This is a genomic window from Streptomyces sp. NPDC051218 (genome assembly GCF_044455475.1).
GTDB lineage: Bacteria > Actinomycetota > Actinomycetes > Streptomycetales > Streptomycetaceae > Streptomyces.
This window is the reverse complement of record NZ_JBITEU010000005.1, coordinates 120,844-141,647: the sequence shown is the minus strand read 5'-3', so window position 1 is coordinate 141,647 and position 20,804 is coordinate 120,844. Positions and strand designations below refer to the sequence as shown.

Annotated in this window: 19 protein-coding genes; 8 read left to right on the top strand and 11 right to left on the bottom strand. The window is 69.7% G+C overall.

Going from position 1 to position 20,804, the window contains the following annotated elements:
* Positions 1-31 precede the first annotated feature (31 nt).
* Positions 32-979: an RNA polymerase sigma factor SigJ gene (sigJ, locus tag ACIBCK_RS17000; RefSeq protein WP_399390938.1), complete on the bottom strand. Its 948-nt coding sequence runs from the start codon at positions 977-979 to the stop codon at positions 32-34.
* A gap of 190 nt (positions 980-1,169) precedes the next feature.
* On the opposite strand from sigJ, the gene ACIBCK_RS16995 reads away from it, so the two are divergent.
* The 3 genes from ACIBCK_RS16995 (at position 1,170) to ACIBCK_RS16985 (ending at position 3,163) form a co-directional block, all read left to right on the top strand.
* Positions 1,170-1,643: a carboxymuconolactone decarboxylase family protein gene (locus ACIBCK_RS16995; RefSeq protein WP_399390936.1), complete on the top strand. Its 474-nt coding sequence runs from the start codon at positions 1,170-1,172 to the stop codon at positions 1,641-1,643.
* 108 nt (positions 1,644-1,751) lie between these two features.
* On the top strand, positions 1,752-2,303 hold the full coding sequence (locus ACIBCK_RS16990) for a YceI family protein (RefSeq protein WP_399390934.1): 552 nt from the start codon (positions 1,752-1,754) through the stop codon (positions 2,301-2,303).
* Positions 2,304-2,323: 20 nt separating this feature from the next.
* Positions 2,324-3,163: an endonuclease/exonuclease/phosphatase family protein gene (locus ACIBCK_RS16985; protein WP_399390932.1), complete on the top strand. Its 840-nt coding sequence runs from the start codon at positions 2,324-2,326 to the stop codon at positions 3,161-3,163.
* Here the strand turns inward: ACIBCK_RS16985 and ACIBCK_RS16980 are convergent.
* The 6 genes from ACIBCK_RS16980 to ACIBCK_RS16955 form a co-directional block, all read right to left on the bottom strand.
* Positions 3,144-4,160 carry a TIGR03842 family LLM class F420-dependent oxidoreductase gene (locus ACIBCK_RS16980; protein WP_399390930.1) on the bottom strand — a complete coding sequence of 339 codons (1,017 nt, stop codon included), beginning with the start codon at positions 4,158-4,160 and terminating at the stop codon, positions 3,144-3,146. The genes ACIBCK_RS16985 and ACIBCK_RS16980 overlap by 20 nt on opposite strands.
* A gap of 15 nt (positions 4,161-4,175) precedes the next feature.
* Positions 4,176-5,579, bottom strand: a complete 1,404-nt coding sequence (gene hydA / locus ACIBCK_RS16975) for a dihydropyrimidinase (RefSeq protein ID WP_399390928.1) — start codon at positions 5,577-5,579, stop codon at positions 4,176-4,178.
* 111 nt (positions 5,580-5,690) lie between these two features.
* Complete coding sequence (locus ACIBCK_RS16970; protein WP_399390926.1) at positions 5,691-6,974, bottom strand: aspartate aminotransferase family protein; 1,284 nt, start codon at positions 6,972-6,974, stop codon at positions 5,691-5,693.
* A complete protein-coding gene (locus ACIBCK_RS16965; protein ID WP_399390924.1) occupies positions 6,971-7,813 on the bottom strand; it encodes a nitrilase-related carbon-nitrogen hydrolase in 843 nt (280 codons plus the stop codon). The genes ACIBCK_RS16970 and ACIBCK_RS16965 overlap by 4 nt, the downstream gene beginning before the upstream one ends.
* Before the next feature lie 182 nt (positions 7,814-7,995).
* Positions 7,996-9,315: a hypothetical protein gene (locus ACIBCK_RS16960; protein ID WP_399390923.1), complete on the bottom strand. Its 1,320-nt coding sequence runs from the start codon at positions 9,313-9,315 to the stop codon at positions 7,996-7,998.
* Positions 9,316-9,552: 237 nt separating this feature from the next.
* A complete protein-coding gene (locus tag ACIBCK_RS16955) occupies positions 9,553-9,804 on the bottom strand; it encodes a helix-turn-helix domain-containing protein (RefSeq protein WP_399390921.1) in 252 nt (83 codons plus the stop codon).
* A gap of 60 nt (positions 9,805-9,864) precedes the next feature.
* Here ACIBCK_RS16955 and map point away from each other — a divergent pair, with 60 nt between their 5' ends.
* Together map and ACIBCK_RS16945 are read left to right on the top strand one after the other, a co-directional pair.
* Positions 9,865-10,632, top strand: a complete 768-nt coding sequence (gene map / locus ACIBCK_RS16950; protein WP_399390920.1) for a type I methionyl aminopeptidase — start codon at positions 9,865-9,867, stop codon at positions 10,630-10,632.
* Between the two features lie 45 nt (positions 10,633-10,677).
* On the top strand, positions 10,678-12,537 hold the full coding sequence (locus ACIBCK_RS16945; RefSeq protein WP_399390918.1) for a WD40 repeat domain-containing protein: 1,860 nt from the start codon (positions 10,678-10,680) through the stop codon (positions 12,535-12,537).
* Between the two features lie 46 nt (positions 12,538-12,583).
* On the opposite strand, the gene ggt is transcribed toward ACIBCK_RS16945, so the two are convergent.
* Positions 12,584-14,395 carry a gamma-glutamyltransferase gene (gene ggt / locus ACIBCK_RS16940; protein ID WP_399390916.1) on the bottom strand — a complete coding sequence of 604 codons (1,812 nt, stop codon included), beginning with the start codon at positions 14,393-14,395 and terminating at the stop codon, positions 12,584-12,586.
* A gap of 104 nt (positions 14,396-14,499) precedes the next feature.
* On the opposite strand from ggt, the gene ACIBCK_RS16935 reads away from it, so the two are divergent.
* From ACIBCK_RS16935 to ACIBCK_RS16925, 3 genes are all read left to right on the top strand, one after another.
* Positions 14,500-15,258 (top strand): hypothetical protein, encoded by a 759-nt coding sequence (locus ACIBCK_RS16935; RefSeq protein WP_399390914.1) that lies wholly within the window; start codon positions 14,500-14,502, stop codon positions 15,256-15,258.
* A 146-nt stretch (positions 15,259-15,404) separates the two neighbouring features.
* The gene (locus ACIBCK_RS16930) at positions 15,405-16,604 is read left to right on the top strand and encodes an Ig-like domain-containing protein (RefSeq protein WP_399390912.1); all 1,200 of its coding nucleotides are present in this window, start codon (positions 15,405-15,407) and stop codon (positions 16,602-16,604) included.
* Between the two features lie 124 nt (positions 16,605-16,728).
* The gene (locus ACIBCK_RS16925) at positions 16,729-18,324 is read left to right on the top strand and encodes a CocE/NonD family hydrolase (protein ID WP_399390911.1); all 1,596 of its coding nucleotides are present in this window, start codon (positions 16,729-16,731) and stop codon (positions 18,322-18,324) included.
* Between the two features lie 38 nt (positions 18,325-18,362).
* On the opposite strand, the gene ACIBCK_RS16920 is transcribed toward ACIBCK_RS16925, so the two are convergent.
* From ACIBCK_RS16920 to ACIBCK_RS16910, 3 genes are read right to left on the bottom strand one after another with little or no spacing between them, the layout of a single operon-like run.
* Complete coding sequence (locus tag ACIBCK_RS16920) at positions 18,363-19,232, bottom strand: amino acid ABC transporter permease (protein WP_367046262.1); 870 nt, start codon at positions 19,230-19,232, stop codon at positions 18,363-18,365.
* Complete coding sequence (locus tag ACIBCK_RS16915) at positions 19,229-19,873, bottom strand: amino acid ABC transporter permease (RefSeq protein ID WP_367046260.1); 645 nt, start codon at positions 19,871-19,873, stop codon at positions 19,229-19,231. The genes ACIBCK_RS16920 and ACIBCK_RS16915 overlap by 4 nt, the downstream gene beginning before the upstream one ends.
* Positions 19,874-19,882: 9 nt before the next feature.
* A complete protein-coding gene (locus tag ACIBCK_RS16910; protein ID WP_399390908.1) occupies positions 19,883-20,791 on the bottom strand; it encodes a glutamate ABC transporter substrate-binding protein in 909 nt (302 codons plus the stop codon).
* Between the last annotated feature and the right edge of the window lie 13 nt (positions 20,792-20,804).

Genomic DNA, 20,804 nt, shown 5'->3' with positions numbered 1-20,804 from the left:
AACCCTGATCACGTGGCCGAGCGGATGGACGTCAGCGGCCCACCGTCCAAGCCCCCAGCTTCTCCGGATTCCGTACCGCCCAGAAGTGCGTGATCCGGTCGCTCGCGATGTGGAAGGCAAGGACCGCCGTGGTGACGCCGTCCTGCTGGATCACCAGGCCTGGCTGGCCGTTGACCGTGCGCTCCAGGAGGGTCTGGTCGGGCGCCTTGCCCGCGATGGCGACCACGTAGGCCGCGATCTGCGCGCTTCCCGAGATGGGGTGGGGCGCGGCATTGACCACGCCGCCGCCGTCGGCGAGTGCCGTGGCGTCGGGGTCGAGCAGGCCGATGAGCGCGGCGATGTCCTGGGTTTCCCAGGCGTGCTTGAAGTCCCTGACCACGGCGGCTCGGCGGGACGCCGTGGTCGTCGCAGCCGCGGGGGCGTGCGAGGCGCGCATGCGGCGGCGGGCCGAAGAGGCCAACTGGCGGCAGGCCGCGGGGCTGCGGCCGACGATCTCGGCCACTTCGGCGAAGGAGTAGCGGAAGACGTCGTGCAGGATGAACGCGACGCGCTCGGCCGGGGTCATCGATTCGAGCACGACGAGGAAGGCCATGTTGACCGACTCGTCGAGCGTGACACGGTCGGCAGGGTCGGCGTTCGCGCCGCTCGGCCGCCCGCCGGCCCACTCAGTGCGGTCGGGCAGCGGCTCCGGGATCCATTCACCCACGTAGCTCTCGCGCCGGGCACGCGCCGAGCGGAGCTGGTCGAGACAGATGCGCCCCGCGACCTTCGTCAGCCAGCCACCGGGGGATTCGACGGCCTCCCGCTGCTGCGGGGTCATGGCGTACCAGCGGACGTAGGCCTCCTGTACGACGTCCTCGGCGTCGGCCAGCGAGCCGAGGAGCCGGTACGCGAGATTGATCAGCTGGCGCCGCTCGCTCATGACCGTGCTCAGGCTCGGGTCATGCCGTCCGTCTCCGGGCTCGAACTGGGTCCTCATGGTGTCGCCGCTCCCTGTGCCGAATGTGCCGTCCCCCGTACGACGAGACAGCCCCGCGGAATGTGACGTCGGGCCCTCGCCTCACATTCCGCGGGGCTGTCTCGTCGGAGCTGCTGGGACGACACGATCCCGCGAACGGCCGGTTCATTCGGAGGGGGATGAACCGGCCCCACAGGCAAGGGAGATCACCATGCAGACCCGTCTCGACTTCCTCACCAATCCGGTATCGGCCCAGGCCGTCAAGCACCTGTCCGCCGCGGGCAAGGCGCTCGCGGGCTCGACGCTGCCGGCCGCGGCGCGTGAACTGGCCATGCTCCGCGCCAGTCAGATCAACGGCTGCGGTTTCTGCGTCGACATCCACACCAAGGAGGCCCTGCACGCCGGGGAGAGCGCGGTGCGCCTGAGCCTGGTCGCGGCCTGGCGTGAGGCCACGGTGTTCACCGACGCCGAGCGCGCCGCCCTGGAACTCGCGGAGCAGGGCACCCGCATCGCGGACGCTGCAGGGGGTGTCACCGACGAGGCGTGGGCGGACGCCGCCAAGCACTACGACGAGGACCAGCTCGCCGCATTGGTGTCGGGCATCTCCCTCATCAACGCCTTCAACCGCCTGAACGTCTTCACCCAGCGGCCCGCCGGCGACTACGAGGTCGGCCAGCTCGGATAGCCGGCCCGTTGGCGGTTCGGGCTACCGGCCAATGCACCACCCCGATAGCCCGAACCACCACCCCTCTCCCAACCCCCTAAAGGACCCACCCCCTTGAGGAGTGCCCCCATGCCCACCACGATCAGCCTCGGCGAGCTGACCGGCGTCTACGTCATCGACACCGCCCACACCCGCATCGGCTTCATCGCCCGGCACACCATGTCGACCAGAGTCCGCGGGGAGTTCACGGAGTACGAGGGCAGCGCGTACCTCTGCGGTGACCAGCCGTCGAAGTCCAGCGCTCGCCTCTCGATCCGGGCGGCGAGTCTCCAGACCCACCGCCGGCAGCGCGACGACCAGTTGCGCAGCACCTTCCTGGACACGGACAGCCATCCCGCCCTCACCTTCGAATCGACCGAGGTGGAGCCGGTCGACGAGACCACTTACAAGGTCACCGGCGACCTGACCATCCGTGGCGTGACCCAACCGATCACGATGAACGTCGAGTTGACCGCCGCCGAGATGGATTCGAGAGGCGACTTCCGGGTCGGATTCCTGGGCAGCGTCACGGTCAACCGCCAGGATTGGGGCGTGAACTGGAACGCCGCGACCTCGGTGCTCGTCAGCCCTAAGGTGACGCTGGAGTTCGACGTCATCGCGGTCCGGAAGGCCCGGGCCTGATGGCGACGAACGTGCGTGTCGTGACGCTGAACGTTTGGAACAGCCGCGGCAACGCCGCCGCGCGGGCGGCACTGATCAACGCCGAGCTGCGCAGGCTCGCGCCGGATCTCGTCGCCTTCCAGGAGATCCTGCCGGACCAACTGCCCCGGCTCGTCGAGGGAACAGGGCTGCACGGCACCCACCAGTCGCAGACCGCCGCCACGGCTCCGCCCTACGCGGACCGGTACGGTGGCACGGCGATCGCGACGCGGTGGCCGCATCGCGTCGCCGAAGTCCTCGATCAGCGCGGAACGGACGCGCCCGACGTCCCGTGGCTCACGCTGGCCGCCCTCGTGCCGCTGCCCGGCCTCGACGAGGTGCTGTTCATCGCGCCCACACTGTCGTTCCGGCTCGAAGCAGAGGCCCAACGCGAGCGCCAGGCACTGGCGTTGAGCGATCTGGACGCCCGGCACCGCACGGCCCTGCCCACGATCATGGCCGGTGACTTCAACGCGGATCCCGATTCCGCCTGCATCCGCTATCTGACCGGCCGGCAGTCACTCTCGGGGCGCAGCACTCACTTCCACGACGCGTGGCAAGTCGCGGGTTCCGGCCCCGGACACACCTGGACCTCCGACAACCCCCGTGCTGCCGAGGACATCGAACTCCTGGTACGCCAGCCCGGCCACCGCCGCAGGATCGACTACGTCCTCGTCGGATCCCCGCACGCGCACCGACATGCCTGCGCCCGCGTGCGGAGCACCCTTCTCGCCTTCGACGAACCGGTGGACGGCGTTTGGGCCAGTGACCACTACGGGGTCGTCGCCGACCTGGAGGTGGGGCTGCTCGGGGAGGGTCCGCTCACGTCAGAGCGGGGATGACCGTCTCCCCGTACCCGTCGATGACGCTCTCGCGGGCGTCATGCATCGCGTACAGCGCGAACTGGTCGACGCCAAGACGCTTCAACTCCTGCAGTTTGGCGATGTGTTGACGCGCGGTGCCGATGACGCAGAAGCGGTCCACGATGTCGTCGGGGACGAAGGCGGTGTCGGGGTTGTCGGCGCGGCCGTGGTGGGAGTAGTCGTATCCCTCGCGGGCCTTGATGTACTCGGTGAGAGCCTCGGGGACCAGGTCCGAGTGTGCGCCGTACTTGGCGACCAGGTCGGCCACGTGGTTGCCGACCATCCCGCCGAACCAACGGCACTGCTCGCGGGCGTGGGCGAACGCTGCGGGTGAGTCGTCCTCGGTGAGATAGGCGGGCGCCGCCACGCAGATCGTGACCGAGGACGGGTCACGGCCCGCCGCCGCGGCGGCTTCGCGGACCGCCTTCACCATGGTCTCCGTCAGATACGGGTCGGCGAGCTGGAGGATGAAGCCGTCCGCCTCCTCGCCCGCCATCTTCAGCGCCTTGGGGCCGTACGCGGCCATCCACACCGGGAGTTGGGCGTCCGGCCCGATCCAGGGGAAGCGGATCGTCGTGCCTCCCAGGTCCGCCTCCTCGCCCGATGCCAGTGCGCGGATGACCTTCATCGCCTCGCTGATCCGGGCGAGGGTGTTCGGGGTGCGGCCGGCGACGCGCATCGCGCTGTCGCCCCGCCCGATGCCGCACACGGTGCGGTTGCCGTACATGTCGTTGAGGGTGGCGAACGTGGAGGCCGTCACCTCCCAGGTGCGGGTGCCGGGGTTGGTGACCATCGGGCCGACGATCAGCCGGTCCGTGTTCGCCAGGATCTGGCTGTAGATGACGAAGGGTTCCTGCCACAGCACGGCGGAGTCGAAGGTCCAGCCGTAGCGGAACCCGTTTCGCTCGGCGCGTTTCATGAGGCTGATGACCTGGCCGGCCGGTGGATCGGTCTGCAGGACGAGTCCGAAATCCATGGTGCTTCGCCTCTCCTAGCCGAGGTACTGGGTGGTGCCGCGCGGGACGTACGAGCCGTGTCCGGCGTGTCCGGTGAACTTCCGCTGGTCGATGACCACTTCACCGCGGGAGAGGACCGTCTCCACCTGTCCCATGACGTGTTTGCCCTCGTACGCGGAGTAGTCCACGTTCATGTGGTGCGTCTGCGCCGACATGATCTGCTCGGCGGTCGGGTCGTAGATGACGACGTCCGCGTCCGCGCCGGGCGCGATCGTGCCCTTCTTGCCGTAGAGGCCGAACATCCGGGCCGGGCTCGCGCAGGCGATCTCGATCCAGCGGCGGCGGCTGATGTGCCCGTCGACGACGGCCTGATGGAGGAGGTCCATGCGGTTCTCGACGCCTGGGAGGCCGTTCGGGATCTTGGAGAAGTCCCCGCGGCCCAGTTCCTTCTGCCCCACGAAGCAGAACGGGCAGTGGTCCGTGGAGACCACCTGGAGGTCGTTCGTGCGCAGGCCGCGCCAGAGCGCCGCCTGGTGCTCGCGTGGCCGCAGCGGGGTCGAGCAGACGTACTTGGAGCCCTCGAAGTCGGGCTCCGCGAGGTTGTCCGTGGAGAGGAACAGATACTGCGGGCAGGTCTCACCGAACACCGGCAGGCCCTCGTCCCGCGCCCTGGCCAGCTCGGCCACCGCCTCCTGCGCCGACACGTGCACCACGTACACCGGAGCGCCCGCCACCTGGGCGAGCTTGATCACCCGGTGCGTCGCCTCCGCCTCCAGGAGCGACTTGCGTACCTCACCGTGGTAGCGCGGATCGGTCTCGCCGCGCGCGAGGGCCTGCTCCACCAGGACGTCGATGGCCAGGCCGTTCTCCGCGTGCGTCATGATCAGCCCGCCGTTGACGGCGGCCCGCTGCATCGCGCGCAGGATCTGGCCGTCGTCGCTGAAGAAGACTCCGGGGTACGCCGTGAAGAGCTTGAAGGAGCTGACTCCCTCCTCGATGAGGTGGTCCATCTCCTTCAGGGTGCGCTCGTTGACGTCCGAGAGGATCATGTGGAAGCCGTAGTCGATCGCGCACTTGCCGTCCGCCTTCGCGTACCAGGCGTCCAGGCCGGCGCGCAGCGCCTGTCCCTTGGTCTGCACGGCGAAGTCCACGATGGTGGTGGTGCCGCCCCAGGCCGCGGCCCGGGTGCCCGTCTCGAAGTCGTCGGAGGAGAACGTGCCGCCGAAGGGGAAGTCCATGTGCGTGTGCGCGTCGACTCCGCCCGGGATCACGTACTTGTGGGAGGCGTCGATGACGCGGTCCGCGGTCCAGGCCTCGGCGGCGCCCGAGCCGTGCGCGGCGAGCGCGGCGATGCGGCCGTCCTCTATCAGCACGTCGGCGTGGGTCTCTTCGGCGGCGGTGATGACGAGGCCGCCGCGGATCAGGGTGCGGGTACTCATGATGGGGCGCTCCCTCTCATGCTTGTACGTTCATTCCGGAAGGCACGTGAACTACCACGGGGCACGTGAACCGCGTCGAGGCACGTGAACTGCATCATCGAGTCACGTGAACTAGACGCTCCGCAGGGCCTGTTCGAGGATCGCCGCCCCTTCTTCCGCCTCCGCCACGGTCAGCGAGAGCGGCGGGGCGACGCGCAGGACGCTGGTGTCGTGGCCGCCGCCCTTGCCGATGAGGAGGCCGCCTTCGCGGGCCGCTTCGAGCACGGCGCCGGCCGTCCGCGGATCGGCCTCGCCCGTTGCGGGGTTGACCAGTTCGATGCCGATCATCAGGCCCCGGCCGCGCACCTCGCGTACGACGGGCAGCTGGGCGCAGATGGCGCGCAGCCGCTCGATGAGCAGACCGCCGACGCGGCGCGCGTTGCCCTGGAGGTCGTGTTCGAGGAGATACGTGAGGTTGGCGAGGCCGGCCGCCATGGTGACCGGTGAGCCGCCGAACGTCGAGATGGAGTTGGAGTCGAGGGAGTTCATGACCTCGGCGCTCGCGACGACGCCGCCGATGGACATGCCGTTGCCGATGCCCTTGGCGAAGGTCAGGATGTCCGGTGGCCCGTTCTCGGCGTGTGCCTGCCAGCCCCAGAAGTGGTCACCGGTGCGCCCCCAGCCGGTCTGCACCTCGTCCGAGATCCACAGGATGCCGTGCTCCCACAGGACTTCGCGGAAGGCGGCGTAGAGCCCGTCCGGTGGCGAGGTGAAGCCGCCGACCCCCTGGATGGGCTCCGCGATCAGCGCCGCCACTCCCCCGCGCGCCTGCCCGAGCATGTCCTTCAGGTCGGTGACGCAGGCCTCGATGAACTCGGCGTCGCTCAGCGCGGCGTACGGCCCGCGGCTGCGGACGCCGCCGTGCACGTACAGCGTCTGGAGCGGCGAGAGGCTGGTGGGCGACCAGGAGTTGTTGCCGGTGATGCCGACGGACGTGAAGGAGCGGCCGTGGTAGCTGTTGCGCATGGCCAGGATCTGGTTCGAGCGGCGGTGCGCGGTGGCCAGGAGCAGGGCCGTGTCGTTGGCCTCGGTGCCCGACGTGGTGAAGAAGACCCGGGCGTCCGGGATGCCGGAGAGGCCCGCTACCCGCTCGGCGAGGTCGATCATCGGCCGGTTGAGGTAGAGCGTGGACGAGTGGATGATCCGCCCGGCCTGCTCGCTGACCGCCTTGGTCACCTCGGGCAGCGCGTGGGCGGTCATGGTGGTGAGGATGCCGCCGAAGAAGTCGAGGTACTGCCTGCCGTCGGCGTCCCAGACGCGGCGGCCATCCCCGTGGGTGATCTCCAGCGGGTCGGCGTAGTAGAGCGCGAGCCACTCGGGCAGGACGGCCTTGTGGCGGGTGTGGAGGTCACTCACGGCTGTACCAGTCCTTCGTACGCGTCGGGGCGGCGGTCCCGGTAGAACGCCCACTGCTGGCGTACTTCCTCGATGAGCCCCAAGTCCAGGTCCCTGACGACGAGTTCCTCGGTCTTGTCGCTCGCCCTCTCGCCGACGAACTGGCCGCGCGGGTCGACGAAGTACGACGTGCCGTAGAAGTCGTTGTCGCCGTACTCCTCGACGCCCACGCGATTGATCGCGGCGATGAAGTACTCGTTGGCCACGGCCGCGGCGGGCTGTTCCAGCTGCCAGAGGTAGGCGGAGAGGCCGCGGGACGTGGCGGAGGGGTTGTAGACGATCTGCGCGCCGTTCAGGCCGAGCTGCCGCCAGCCCTCGGGGAAGTGGCGGTCGTAGCAGATGTAGACGCCGACCTTGCCGACCGCCGTCTCGAAGACGGGCCAGCCGGCGTTCCCCGGCTTGAAGTAGTACTTCTCCCAGAACCCTTTGACCTGCGGGATGTGGTGCTTGCGGTACTTCCCCAGATACGAGCCGTCGGAGTCGATGACGGCGGCGGTGTTGAAGTAGAACCCGGACTGCTCGACCTCGAAGACCGGGACGACGACGACCATGCCGGTCTCGCGGGCGAGTTCCTGCATCCGCGTGACCGTGGGCCCGTCCGGCACGGGTTCGGCCCACCTGTAGTGCTCGGGCTCCTGCACCTGGCAGAAGTAGGGGGCGTTGAACACTTCCTGGAAACCGATGATCTTCGCACCCTGGCGGGCCGCCTCGCGGGCGTGCTCCTCGTGCTTGGCAATCATGGATTCGGTGTCGCCTGTCCAGGTTGCCTGGACCAGTGCGGCGCGTACGACGTTGGCCATGAGCTGCTCCTTCGACGGGACGTCAGAGAGCTTCTACGCCCGTAGACTTGGTGCGTAGACAGGAAAACGTAAGCCTCCCCGACGGGCTGGGCAAGACCATCGCCGTTAACCGGCAGAGTCGATCATGTTTCGCACCCAACCGGACGAGAAGCGGCGCTGAACGCGCAGCCGGAGCGGGCGCGTCAGGTGCTGAATCCGGCGACGCGCAGCGCGTGCACGAGATCCCAGTGGCTCTCGTCCGACACCCCCTGGGCCGCCTGGAGCAGCAGCGGGATGAGGCGGTACGGATCGGTGTGGGCGCAGCCTGCCGTGTCCTCGGGGGTACGGACGCGGATGTAGGCGTCGAGCAGGGCGCGGGCCTCGCGCTCACGGCCCGCGTCGATCAGCGCGAGCACGGCCTCGGCGATCTCCGGGGCGGGGCGGGACACGCCCTGCCGCAGCAGCTTGCGGCAGTCCTCGGCGCGGCCCGCTCCGGCGAGGGCGTCGGCGAGCGCGACCAGCCGGTCGGGCGGCAGCGACGCGGCCTCCCAGAGCAGCGTCGACCAGTCGGCGCCGAGGCCCGCGCGGTGCAGCTCACCGGCGAACACGGGCAGGCGGGACGCGGGCCACCCCGCGGCCTCGACGAGCACACCGTGCGCCTCGCCGCTGCGGCCCTCGCCACGGAGCTTGATGAGTTCGGCGACGGCGTCGGCGGTGGCCCGCCCGGCGTCGTCACGGTCCGGCTCCGCGATGTCTCGGACCACGGGGGCGCCCGGCTCCTCGGCGGCAGGCCCGAACCGCGCACCGCGCGGGCTGTTGGCGGCGGGCGACTGCACGGCCGTCGCCGGTACGGTGACCGGGCCGGGGCCCTCCGCTCCCTCGCCGTCGTCCACCCCGGTGAACCCCGCGAAACGGGCGCCGCGGGGGCGGCGCGTGCGGCGGGAGGGGTCGCGTGACTTACGGCCCTGCCTGGGGACACGGGGTGCGCCGGCGCCCTGGGCCGGCTCCGGGTTCGAGTCCAGGTCCAGGTCCCGCTCCGCGAAGTCGTCCGCCTCCACCGCCGCGAAGTCGTCCGAAACCGGCGCACCGAAGTCGACCCACTGCGGGCGGCCCGCCCGGTCCAACCCCTCGATGCGCTCCCGGAGTTCCGCGCACCGCGCGGTCGCACGCTCGAGGTCGTCGCGGACCCAGGCCAGATCGCGGTTGAGCTGCTCCACCTCGACCTGCGAGGCCGCGACCGCGAGCGAGCGGCCAAGCTCCGCCTGCCGTTCCACGGCGAACCGCTGCTCCGTGAGCATCATGTCGAGGCGCTCACCGAGCAGCCCATGACCCCCGGGCCGCGCGTCGTACGCGGCGAGCGAAGCCGCGTGCAGCGCTCGCGCCCGCCGCGTCTCGCGCTCGGCGGCCTGCGCCCCGTACGCCGTGGCCAGGTCGTGCAGCAGCGCCTCCACCACATCCCAGGGGGGCACTTCCGCGCCGTCCAGGCAGGCCTGCATCCCCTCGGGGTCACGGGACCAGAACACGCCGCACCACCCGGCGCCCGGATCGAGCCGCGCCAGGAGATCTCTCAGGTACCTCGCGAAATCCCGTACCTGTTCAGGGAGTTGCCCTACTGCCATCCGAGCCAGCACCGCCCCATGGAGCCTGGAGTCTTCCGGTGCGGAAGATAACACCAGACGTGTTACGGGACGACTACACGCAGTTTTCCGGCCGCCCCGCCGGGCGCGGCGGGGTCGGCCAGACCGGCGTAGCGGCGTCGGCTAGACCGGCACCATCGCGCACGCCTGGGCCACCTCGTCCAGCGAGAGGCCGAGCGCCACCGCCAGCGCCGACACGGTGAAGAACGCGGGCGTCGGGGCCCGCCCCGTCTCGATCTTGCGGAGTGTCTCGGCGGAGAGACCGGCGCTCGCGGCCACCTCCACCATGCTCCGCTCACCGCGCGCCGAGCGCAGGAGCCGGCCGAGCCGCTCGCCGCGTTCGCGCTCTTCTGGGGTCAGGGGGGTCCGCACCATGCGGTCAGTCTAGTCCCGACCGCGCGCGGAAACCATTCTCATACCGGTATAGTAATTGGCATGGTGGAACTCAAGACAGACACATCTATCGACGCGATGCGCGAAGCGGGCCGAATCGTCGCCCAGGCCCTCACCGCCGTACGGGAGGCCGCGGACGTCGGTGTCTCCCTGCTGGAGCTGGACGAGGTGGCGCACGACGTGCTGCGCACAGCGGGCGCGACCTCACCCTTCCTCGGCTATCGCCCCTCGTTCGCCCCCACGCCGTTCCCCGCGGTCCTGTGCGCGTCCGTGAACGACGCGATCGTGCACGGCATCCCCACCGGCTATCGCCTGCGGGACGGCGACCTGCTCTCCGCGGACTTCGGCGCCGAACTCGGCGGCTGGGTGGGCGACTCGGCGATCAGCTTCACCGTCGGCGAGCCACGCCCCGAGGACGTACGCCTCATCGAGACCGCCGAGCGCGCCCTGGAGGCCGGCATCGCCGCGGCCGTCGTGGGAAACCGCATCGGCGACATCGCGCACGCGATCGGCGTGGTGTGCAGGGACGCGGGCTATGGCATTCCGGAAGACTTCGGCGGCCACGGCATCGGCCGCAGCATGCACGAGGACCCGGGCGTCCCGAACGAAGGCCGTGCGGGCCGCGGCATGCCCCTGAAGCACGGCATGGCCCTGGCCATCGAGCCCATGGTGATCAGCGGCGGCACCGACCACTACCACCCGGCCCCGGACGGCTGGACGCTGCGCACGAACGACGGTAGCCGCGCGGCCCACGCGGAACACACGGTGGCGATCACGCACGAAGGCCCGCGCATCCTCACCGCCCTGTGACGCCGCGAAGACATCTGTCACGTAGATCATCCGTACGATGCATCGGTGACACACGAGATCATGGATTACGGACAGTTCGCTGACCGACTGGCACGCCAACAGGGGCGCTCCCGCTGGTCGTTGCTGGCGGAAGTGCAGCGCGAGTGGGGTTACGAGGACCCGGGTGGCGAGCCCGGCCACTCCCGCTGGGGCGGCGAGAACAAGGAGCACGGCGTCGACTGGGACCTGCCGGTCCCCCAGGCGCTCAACGAATGGTGGGACTCCCCGCTCAACTCCTTCGCCTTCAACCCCCGCCTGTACTGGGTCCACACCCAGTGGCCGCCCAGGATCTCCGAGCTCGAAGCGGACACACACCTCGCGGACACCCGCGTATGCGTGTTCATGTCCGAGTACCACTACGCCCACGAGTGGGGCTATCTCGCCGCCGACGCCGAACTCCCCGACCCGCCGGTCGTCGTGAGCGTCGGCGGCGAGTGGGTGCCGCAGAGCCGCTCGCTCTCCGAGTTCCTGATGCAGCTCGCCTTCGAGCGGATGCCCGCGCACTACGGCTGGACGCTGCGCTTCGGCCGCGACACCGTGGACGCCGACCCCGAGGTCGTACGACGCCTGGAGGCCTCGTACCGCGAACTGGGCCTGCTGCCCTGGCAGGAGATGGGCACCGACGCACTCTCGTACGGCGCTCCGGACGCGGTCATACGTCATGGGCGGGGCCCCGGCGCCGACTTCAAGATCGTGCTCAACGGCCGTACCCGCGCTGCGCTGCTCGACGTGGCCCGCACGCTGGGCCTTGAGTGGACGGACAAGGACATCCGGCCGCCGGCCGAAGTGCCGCTGCCGCTGGAGGACTTGGACCCCGTCTCACTCTCCGCCGGTGACGCCGACCCGCGCGGGCGGTGGACGGTCCTGACCCGCGAGTACCCGCAGCCGCCCGTCGTCGCCGGAGCGGCGGCCTCGCTCGTCGAGGCACCGGGCACGCTGAGGGCGGTGGCCTCGCTCCAGGGTCCGACGCTGCTCGTCGCGGGTGACACGGAAGGCTGCGTGCACGTCCGCGAGACGGACGACGAGGACCCGGAGACCATCACCCTCGCCCTGCATCGCGCCCCGGTGACCTCGGTGACCTGCCTGGAGCTCGCGAGCGGCACCCGCCTGGTCCTGAGCGGCGACGCGCACGGCGTGATCCGCTACTGGTCGACCCGCCGCAAGCCGCTGCGCGCGCCGTTCGCCCGCAGGAGCACCCCGGTGAGCTCACTCGCCGCGGCGGTCCTGCCCACCGGACCCGCGCTCGCCGCGGCCTGGGCGGACGGCCTGGTGCGCGTCTGGGACCTGGCGTCCGACGCGGTGGCGAACCTCCGCCTCGGCACCGGCATCAAGTTCCTGGGCCTGGACGCGGACAGCACGGACGGCGCGGGCGGCATCCTGCGCGTGACCGACGCCGACTCCACCGCCGCGCTCCGCCTCGACCTGGACAAGCTGTGGCCGCACCGCGATCTACAACTACGCCTGGAGAGTGTCGACTGGGGCTCGCTGTGGACCGCGCGCGGGCCGGGACACATGGTCCCCGAGCTGATCGGCAAGGTGACGTCGGACGACAAGAAGACGGCCATGGACGCGGTCCACGACCTCTACCGCCTCCTCGTCTCCAAGGAGGCGGCATCGACCGCCGCCGTCCCGGCGATCCCGTTCCTGGTCGAGATCATGACCGACCCGGACAACCGTGCCCGCAGCACGCTGCTCCTCCTGATCGCGGACCTGGCGGACGTCCACCAGGCACGCGGCGGCCGAGGTGACGCTCAACTCGCTGCGGTACGCGCGGCGTTGCCCGTGCTGCGCTACCTGCACGACGACCCGGAGGGGCCGATCCGCTGGGCGGCCAACGAGCTGGAGCAGAACTGCGCGGCCCGCTGAATCCACCGGGCGGGCCCGCGAGGGCCCGCCCGCTCTCCCCTACCGTCTACTCCGGGCGCACCACCATCGCCGATCCGCCACCACGTCGCACCTTCTCCGCCGCGGCGAGCCACTTGCCGCCCGGCAGCCGCTGCACCCCGGTGGCCGCGCCGATCTCCGGGTTCTGCTTGAAGGAGTGCCCGATCGCCTCCAGATCGGCCCGCACCGAGTTCTCCCAGAGCCCCGGCTCCAACTCGGTCTGCGCGGCGTTGCGTTGGCTGGCGCGCGGCGCCGCGATCGCGTCGACGAGCGGAAGGCCACGGTCGACGAACCCGGTCAGGGTCTGCAGCACCGTGGTGATGATCGTGGCACCGCCGGGCGATCCCAGCGCGACCAGCGGCTTGCCCTTCTCCAGGACGATCGTCGGCGCGATCGAGGACCGGGGCCGCTTGCCGGGGCCCGGCAGATTCGGGTCGTGCACGGCCGGGTCGGCCGGCGCGAAGGAGAAGTCGGTCAGTTCGTTGTTGAGCAGGAATCCGCGCCCCGGCACGGTGATCCCGCTGCCGCCCGTCGACTCGATGGTCAGGGTGTAGGCGACGACGTTGCCCCACTTGTCGGCAGCCGTGAGGTGCGTCGTGTTCTCCCCTTCGTACGTGGTCGGGGCCGCCTTGTCGCCGGACTTGCAGGACGCCGGGTCACGCGGGTCGCCCGGTGCGAGCGGACTCTTCAGGGTCGCGTCGTCGCGGATCAGGCACTCCCGCGAGTCGGCGAACTTCTGCGAGAGCAGCTCCTTCGTCGGTACGTCCTCGAAGGCGGGGTCGCCCACCCACCGCCCGCGGTCGGCGAAGGCGACCCGGCTCGCCTCGATGAACCGGTGCAGGTACTTCTTCTTCGACGCCTTCGAAAGGTCGGTCCGCTCAAGGATGTTGAGCGCTTCACCGACGGTCGTGCCGCCGGAGGACGAGGGAGCCATCGAGTAGACGTCGAGGCCCCGGTAGGAGGTCTTCGTCGGCGCCTGCCGCTTTGTCGCGTAGGCCTTCAGGTCCTTCGCCGACAGGTCGCCGGGCCGGGCCACCCGCCCGGACGCCGGGTCCACCGGCGGCTTGTTCACGGTCCGTACGACATCCTTGCCGATGCCGCCGCGGTACATCGCACCGACACCCTTGCGCCCCAGCTCCTCGTACGTCTTCGCGAGGTCGGGGTTCTTGAACGTCGAGCCGACCACGGGCAGCGCACCGCCGGGCAGGAACAGCTTCGCGGAGGCCGGGAAGTCGGCGAACCGCTGCTGGTTCGACTCGGTCTGCGAACGGAAGGTCCCGTCGACCGTGAAACCGTCGCGCGCGAGCCGCTCGGCGGGTTTCAGGAGCGTGCCGAGCCGCTTGCTGCCCCACTTGTCGAGCGCGGACTCCCAGGTCGCGGGGGTGCCGGGTGTGCCCACACCGAGGCCGCTGGTGACGGCGTCCGCGAAGGGGATCGGTTTGCCGTCCTCCAGGAAGAGGCCGGAGTCGGCGGTCAGCGGGGCAGTCTCGCGCCCGTCGATCGTGCTGACCTTGCGGCTCTTGGCGTCGTAGTGGACGAAGTAGCCGCCGCCCCCGACACCCGCGGAGTAGGGCTCGGTCACGCCGAGGGCCGCCGCCGTGGCGACCGCCGCGTCCACGGCGTTGCCGCCCTTCTTCAGGACCTCGATCCCGGCGGCGGACGCATCCGGGTCGACGCTGGAGACGGCGCCGCCATGACCGACGGCGAGTGGTGTCTTCTCCGGGGTCCTCGAAGCCGTTTCAGCGGTGCGCGGAGACGAAGGGGGCACGGCCGCTCCGACCGACACCAATACCCCTCCGACCGCCAATAGCGTCAGATTCCGTACGACAGCACGACGCATTCGTACCTCCAGTCAACAACCGTCCGCGCAGCGTAACTTCGCTTCCCCTGCCACGTCAGGACCCCCTCGAACACGGGTCCTAGAGCCCGCTAGCATGCGCCCCCATGACTGAAGACGTGCGCAACATCGTCCTCGGCCTGATCGCGGCCGGCCTGGGCGCCGTGCTGGGCTGGCTCGCCCGTACCTACCTCTGGCGCCGCAAGCTCCGCCGCAAGCAGGCCTTCTTCGGGCTGCCCGAGAACGCCGAGTCGCTGCTCGTGGTGAACCGCGAGGCGGGCGGCCCCGAGCTCACCGTCGTACGCCACGACGTGTTCGCGCTGCTCGAACTGGCCGCTCTGATCAAGGACTGCGGTGCGCACGCCCAGCTCGTCGCGCACGACGCCGCCCAGCAGAGCTTCGGCGAGCGCACGGAGTTCTGCGTCGGCTCCCCGGCCGTCAACCGCCGCATGGCCGCGCACATGCACTCCCTGCTGCCCGGCGTGCGCATCAACACCGACCCGGAGCCCGGCCCGGACCGCGGCGCTTTCCAGATCGGAAGCGAGCGCTACCGCATGGAGGGCGGCATCACGGAGTACGTGATCCTCGCGCGGCTCACCGCGGGGCAGGACCAGGAGGCGAGACCCGTCTTCGTCTTCTGCGGCCAGCGCGCGATCACCAACCAGGCGGCGACCCGCTATCTCGCCCGGCACCACGAGCGCCTCGCCCGCAAGCACGGCGCCAACACCTTCGTCCTGCTCCTGAAGGTCGTCAACTCCCAGGCGTACGGTCCCGACGTCGTCGAGCTCGTCGGTGACGTCACCCGCGCCGCCCAGGCCCCGGCGCCCGCGATCACTCCGCCCCGCACGTCCCATCGCGCCAAGTAGGCGAGCGGTCACCGCGCACCGATCGTCACGCCCGTCCCATAGGCCGCCTCTGTGACCTAGTCGGGAAATTCGGGGCAAGAGGCAACCCACCGGGACCTTTGTCCCTCTCACCGTGCAGTTCCACATTCGCACGGAGGTACGTTCCCTTGAGGCCCCTGAGCTCGCAGAGCCGTCGACGCCCCACACGCTCCCGCCACGCCGGGGCCGCGGTCACGGCCGCGGGCCTCGCGGCGCTGGCCGCCGCCCTGACCGCCTGTTCGGGCAGCACCCCCGCGTCCGCCGACACGGCCGCCGCCAAGCCGGACATATCCGTCAACCTGCGGGGCAAGCAGGCCAAGGCGGGCTCCCCGGTCACGGTGAAGCTGGCCGACGGCAAGCTGAAGCAGGTCGAGGTCACCGACTCCGAGGGTGCGAAGCTGGCCGGCAAGGTCGGCGCGAGCGGCACCACCTGGACCTCGGACCGCAAGGCGGTGCCCGGCACCTCGTACAAGGTGAAGGCGACGACGGACGAGGGTGGTAGCGCGCGGACATCGTTCAGGACGGCCGCCCCGGAGCAGGTGAACAAGCTGTCCCTGACGCCCGGCAAGGACACCACGGTCGGCGTCGCGCAGCCCCTGTCGGTCGTCTTCGACCACCCGGTGAAGAACAAGGCCGAGGTCGAGAGGCACCTGAAGGTGACGACCTCCAACGACACGACCGGGTCCTGGGGCTGGATCAAGAACTACGACGGCAAGGACCGCGTCGACTGGCGCCCCAAGGAGTACTGGGAGTCCGGCACGAAGGTGAAGCTCGACGCCCGTCTCGGCGGGATCGACTCGGGCACCGGCGGCGGCTGGTTCGTGCGCGACTACGCGACCGGCTTCACGGTCGGCAAGGCCCAGAAGGTCAAGGTCGACCTCGACAGCAAGCAGGCGACGCTCGTGCGCGACGGACAGAGCGTCAGGACGGTCCCGATGTCGGCGGGCACCCCCGGCGGTGACAAGGCGTCCTGGGGCGGCACGTCCGTCCTGATGGCCAAGGAGGGCACGATCAACATGCGCTCCGAGACGGTCGGCCTCGGTGACGCCTACGACAAGATGGTCGACAACTCGATGCGCCTGACCTGGTCGGGCATGTACGCGCACGCGGCCCCCTGGAACGCCTCGTACTTCGGCAACACCAACCACAGCTCGGGCTGCATCGGCATGAGCGACGGCGACGCCTCCTGGCTCTACGGCCAGGTCCGGGTCGGCGACCCCTTCGAGGTCTCCGGCAGCGGCTCGAAGGGCGTGCCCGACCCGGGCAACGGCTACGGCGAGTGGAACATCTCGTGGGCCGACTGGCAGACGAAGAGCGCGCTGAGCTGACCGGCCGCCTTGAAGTAGATCACTCAACAATCGTTACCGGGGCGTAACTTACCGACGGGTTACCCCCGGTAAAGCCCCGAGGTTACCGTCGGGTCACTTTGCTTGCACGAGTAAGGAGTGACCCGTGGGACAACCGCGCAAGGCTCTGCGTACGACCACCGTGGGCGCCGTGTCGGCGACTCTCGTCGCCGGCGCCGCCTTCGGCCTCGCCCCGGCCGCCCAGGCTGCCCCGGCGGCCGCTCCACAGGCGGCAAGCGCCACAGACGTACGCTTCGTCGACATCCCCGGCGACGGCGGCACGATCCTCAAGGCCAACGTCTTCGCCCCCAAGGGCGCGACGGCGGGGCAGAGATTCCCGGCGATCGTGCTGCCCACCAGCTGGGCCATGCCCCAGATCGAGTACGTCGCGCAGGCCCAGAAGCTCGCCGACTCCGGCTATGTCGTGGTCAGTTACAACTCGCGCGGCTTCTGGCAGTCCGGCGGCGAGATCGAGACCGGCGGCCCCGAGGACATCGCGGACGCCTCCAAGGTCATCGACTGGACGCTGGCCAACACCCCGGCCGACCCCGCGAAGGTGGGCATGGGCGGCGTCTCGTACGGCGCGGGCATCAGCCTGCTCGCCGCCGGGCACGACAAGCGGATCAAGGCCGTGGCCGCCCTCAGCGGCTGGGGCGACCTCATCGACTCCATCTACAGCGGGCGCACCCAGCACCGCCAGGCCGCGGGACTGCTCGGCGGCGCCGGAATCCTCACGGGCCGCCCGAGCCCCGAACTCCAGCAGACGCTCAAGGACTTCCTCGCGTCCAACCTGGACAAGGAGGACGAGATGATCGCGTGGGGCGCCAAGCGCTCCCCCGCGACCTACATCAACCAGATCAACAAGAACGGCGCGGCCGTCATGCTGGGCAACGCCTGGGGCGACACGATCTTCCCGCCCAACCAATACGCCGAGTTCTACGAACAGTTGACGGGCCCCAAGCGCCTCGAATTCCGTCCGGGCGACCACGCGACCGCCGAGCTGACCGGCCTGTTCGGGCTGCCCAACGACACCTGGACCTCGACCCAGCGCTGGTTCGACCGCTACCTCAAGGGCGAGCAGAACGGCGTCGACACCGAGCAGCCCATCCAGCTCAAGTCCCGCTCGACCGGCGGCTACGAGGGCTACCCCGACTGGAAGTCCGTCGGGGCGACGCGGAAGAAGATCGACCTGGCGGGCTCCACCACGCTCCGCACGAACGTCGACTCGGGCGCCAACGGCGGCACCGTGCTGCTCTCGAACACCCTGGACCAGTTCCTCAAGATCCCGCCTATGGCCTCCATGCCGCTGCTTCCGCGGCGCTACGCGGGCGTCTGGCAGTCGGAGAGGTACGACACGGCCCAGCGGGTGCGCGGGACGGCGAAGCTGCACACCACGCTCTCCAGCACCAAGGAGAGCGGCACCCTCGTCGCGTACCTCTACGACGTGGGCCCGCTCGGCCTCGGCAAGCTGGTCAGCAACGCGCCGTACACCTTCCACGGCAAGACCCCCGGCCAACCGTTCGGCGTGGACCTGGAGTTGTTCTCCACGGCCTACGACGTCCCGGCAGGACACAAGCTCGCCCTGGTGGTCGACACGGTCGACCCGCTCTACATCGAGCACAACCCGTCCGGCTCGCAGCTGACCTTCTCCTCGCCCGCGTCCGACCCGTCGTACGTGTCGGTCCCGCTGCGCGAACAGTGATCACCGGCTGCTGCCGGGTCGGGCCCTGGCCCCTTTAGCTACTGCGGACCCGGCAGCAGCGTCCCTGGTTCGGCCGGCGCCACTTCCGCGGCCTCGGTCTTGGGATTGCGCCGCTGTCGCTTGGACACCCACTGGGCGAACCACGAGAGCAGCATGCACATCCCGATGTAGATCGGCGAGATCACCAGAACCACGGGGATGAAAGGTAGATCGTAGTCGAGGTTCGACGCGATCAGCTTCCCGGCGTGGAGGAACTCCTCATAGGTGATCAAGAAGCCGAGCGAGGTGTCCTTCAGGGCCACCACCAACTGGCTGATGATGGCGGGCAGCATGGCGCGCAGGGCCTGCGGCACCAGGACGTAACTCATGACCTGTGTCTTGCGCATGCCGAGCGCGTACGCCGACTCCCGCTGCCCGCGGTCCACGGAGTTGACGCCCGAACGGAAGACCTCGGCGAGCACCGAGCCGTTATAGAGCGTGAGCCCGGTGACCAGGGCGGGCAGCGCCTGGACCTTCAGCGCCACGAAGACGAAGAAGATCATCACCAGGACCGGCATCGCGCGGAAGAACTCCACGAGGAGCGTGGCCAGCCAGCGCACGGGCCGGTGCTCGGACAGCCGCCCCATGGCGAGCAGCCCGCCGAGCGCGAGCGCGAGCACCGCGGAGATGGCGAAGGCCTTGAGGGTGTTGCCCAGGCCCCTCAGGAGGAGTTCCTGGATGCCCTTGTACTCGAAGGGCATCCACTTCGTCTCGGTGAACTGGTCGGTGTCGAAGAGCAGGTAGAGGATCCAGCCGAACAGGGCCAGCAGCACCACGGTGGAGAGCAGTCCGTAGAGCTTGTGTCTGCGCTCGGTCTTCGGGCCTGGCACGTCGTAGAGGGCGGTGGAATCGTGGGAGAGGGCTTTCATCGGGCGACTCCCCAGCGCTTTTCGAGGACATTGAAGATGGCGCTGATGGCGAGGGTGATGATCAGGTAGCCGACGGCGATCCAGACGAACGTCCAGATGATGTTGTAGCCGAGCTCGCTGAGCGTCTTGTACGTGCCGAGCAGCTCGGTGACGCTGAACGCGCCCGCGATCGCCGAGTTCTTCGCCAGTGCGATGAGGTTGGAGCCGACCGGTGAGATGACGGACCGGAAGGCCTGCGGGAGCACGACCATGGACAGCGTCTGTCCGAAGGTCATCCCCAGGCTGCGGGCCGCCTCGCCCTGGCCCTTGGGGACGGTGTTGATGCCCGAACGCAGTGCCTCACAGATGAAGGCGGAGGTGTAGCAGCCGAGTGCGAGTACGGCGAACACCTTGAAGGGCAGGACGAGTCCGAAGCGCGGGAGCCCGAGCAGCACCGCGAAGAAGAGCAGCGTGAGCGGGGTGTTGCGCAGAACCGTCACCCAGGCCGTGCCGAACACCCGGAAGGAGCCGACCGGCGCCACCCGGAACGACGCCATGACGAAGCCGAGCACGAGGGCCAGGATGGAGGCGTACACGGTGAGTTCGACGGTCCCGAGGAACCCCTCACCGAAGGTGGAGAAGTTGTCTGTCAGTACGTCCACGACGCCTCCTCAGCTCGCCGGGTAGCGGTCGATGGCGGGCGGCTCGGGCGCCGGGACCCCGGAGAGGCCGAGGGTGGCGTCGTAGGCCTTCTTCCAGTCGCCGTCCTTCTCCCGGGCCGCGAGGGCGTCGTCGACGGCGAACCGCAGGGCGTTGTCGCTCCGGGGGACGCCGATGCCGTAGGGCTCCTTCGAGAACGGCTTGCCGACCACCTTGAGCTCGTCGGGCACCTTGGCGGCGTACCCGATCAGGATGGCGTCGTCGGTGGTGACGGCGTCCACCTGGTAGGTCAGCAGGTTGTCGACGCAGACCGAGTAGGTGTCGTAGGCGACGAGGATCGCCTTCGGGTATTCCTTCTGGATGCGCTGGTAGGGGGTCGATCCTGCCGCCGAGCAGACCTTCTTGCCGTTCAGGTCCTGCGGCCCCTTGATGTCGTCCTCGTCGGTGCGCACGAGCAGGCCCTGGCCCGCCATGTAGTAGGGGCCGGCGAACCCGACGAGCTTCTTGCGGAGGTCGTTGATGGTGTAGGTGCCGACGTAGTAGTCGATCTGCCCGTTCTGCAGGGCGGTCTCGCGGTTCGCCGACGCGATCGTGCGGAACCGGATCGAGTTCGGGTCGAAGCCGAGCGAGGCCGAGATCATCTTGGCGATCTCGATGTCGAAGCCGGTGTACTGCCCCGTGGCGGGGTTCTTCTCGCCGAGGAACGGCTGGTCCTCCTTGGCCCCGACGACGAGGTGACCGCGCCTCTTGGCCTTCTTCCAGGTACTGGACTGCGGCAGTGTGAAGCCCGTCGCCACCTGGTACTTGGGCAGTTCGTCGGGCTGCGGCCCCTTCACCGGGGGGCTGCCCTCCTTGCCGCAGGCGGTCGCGGCGCAGGCGGCGAGGACGAGCGCCGCGAGCAGACGTGTCGTACGCATCATGCCTGTCCCCCCG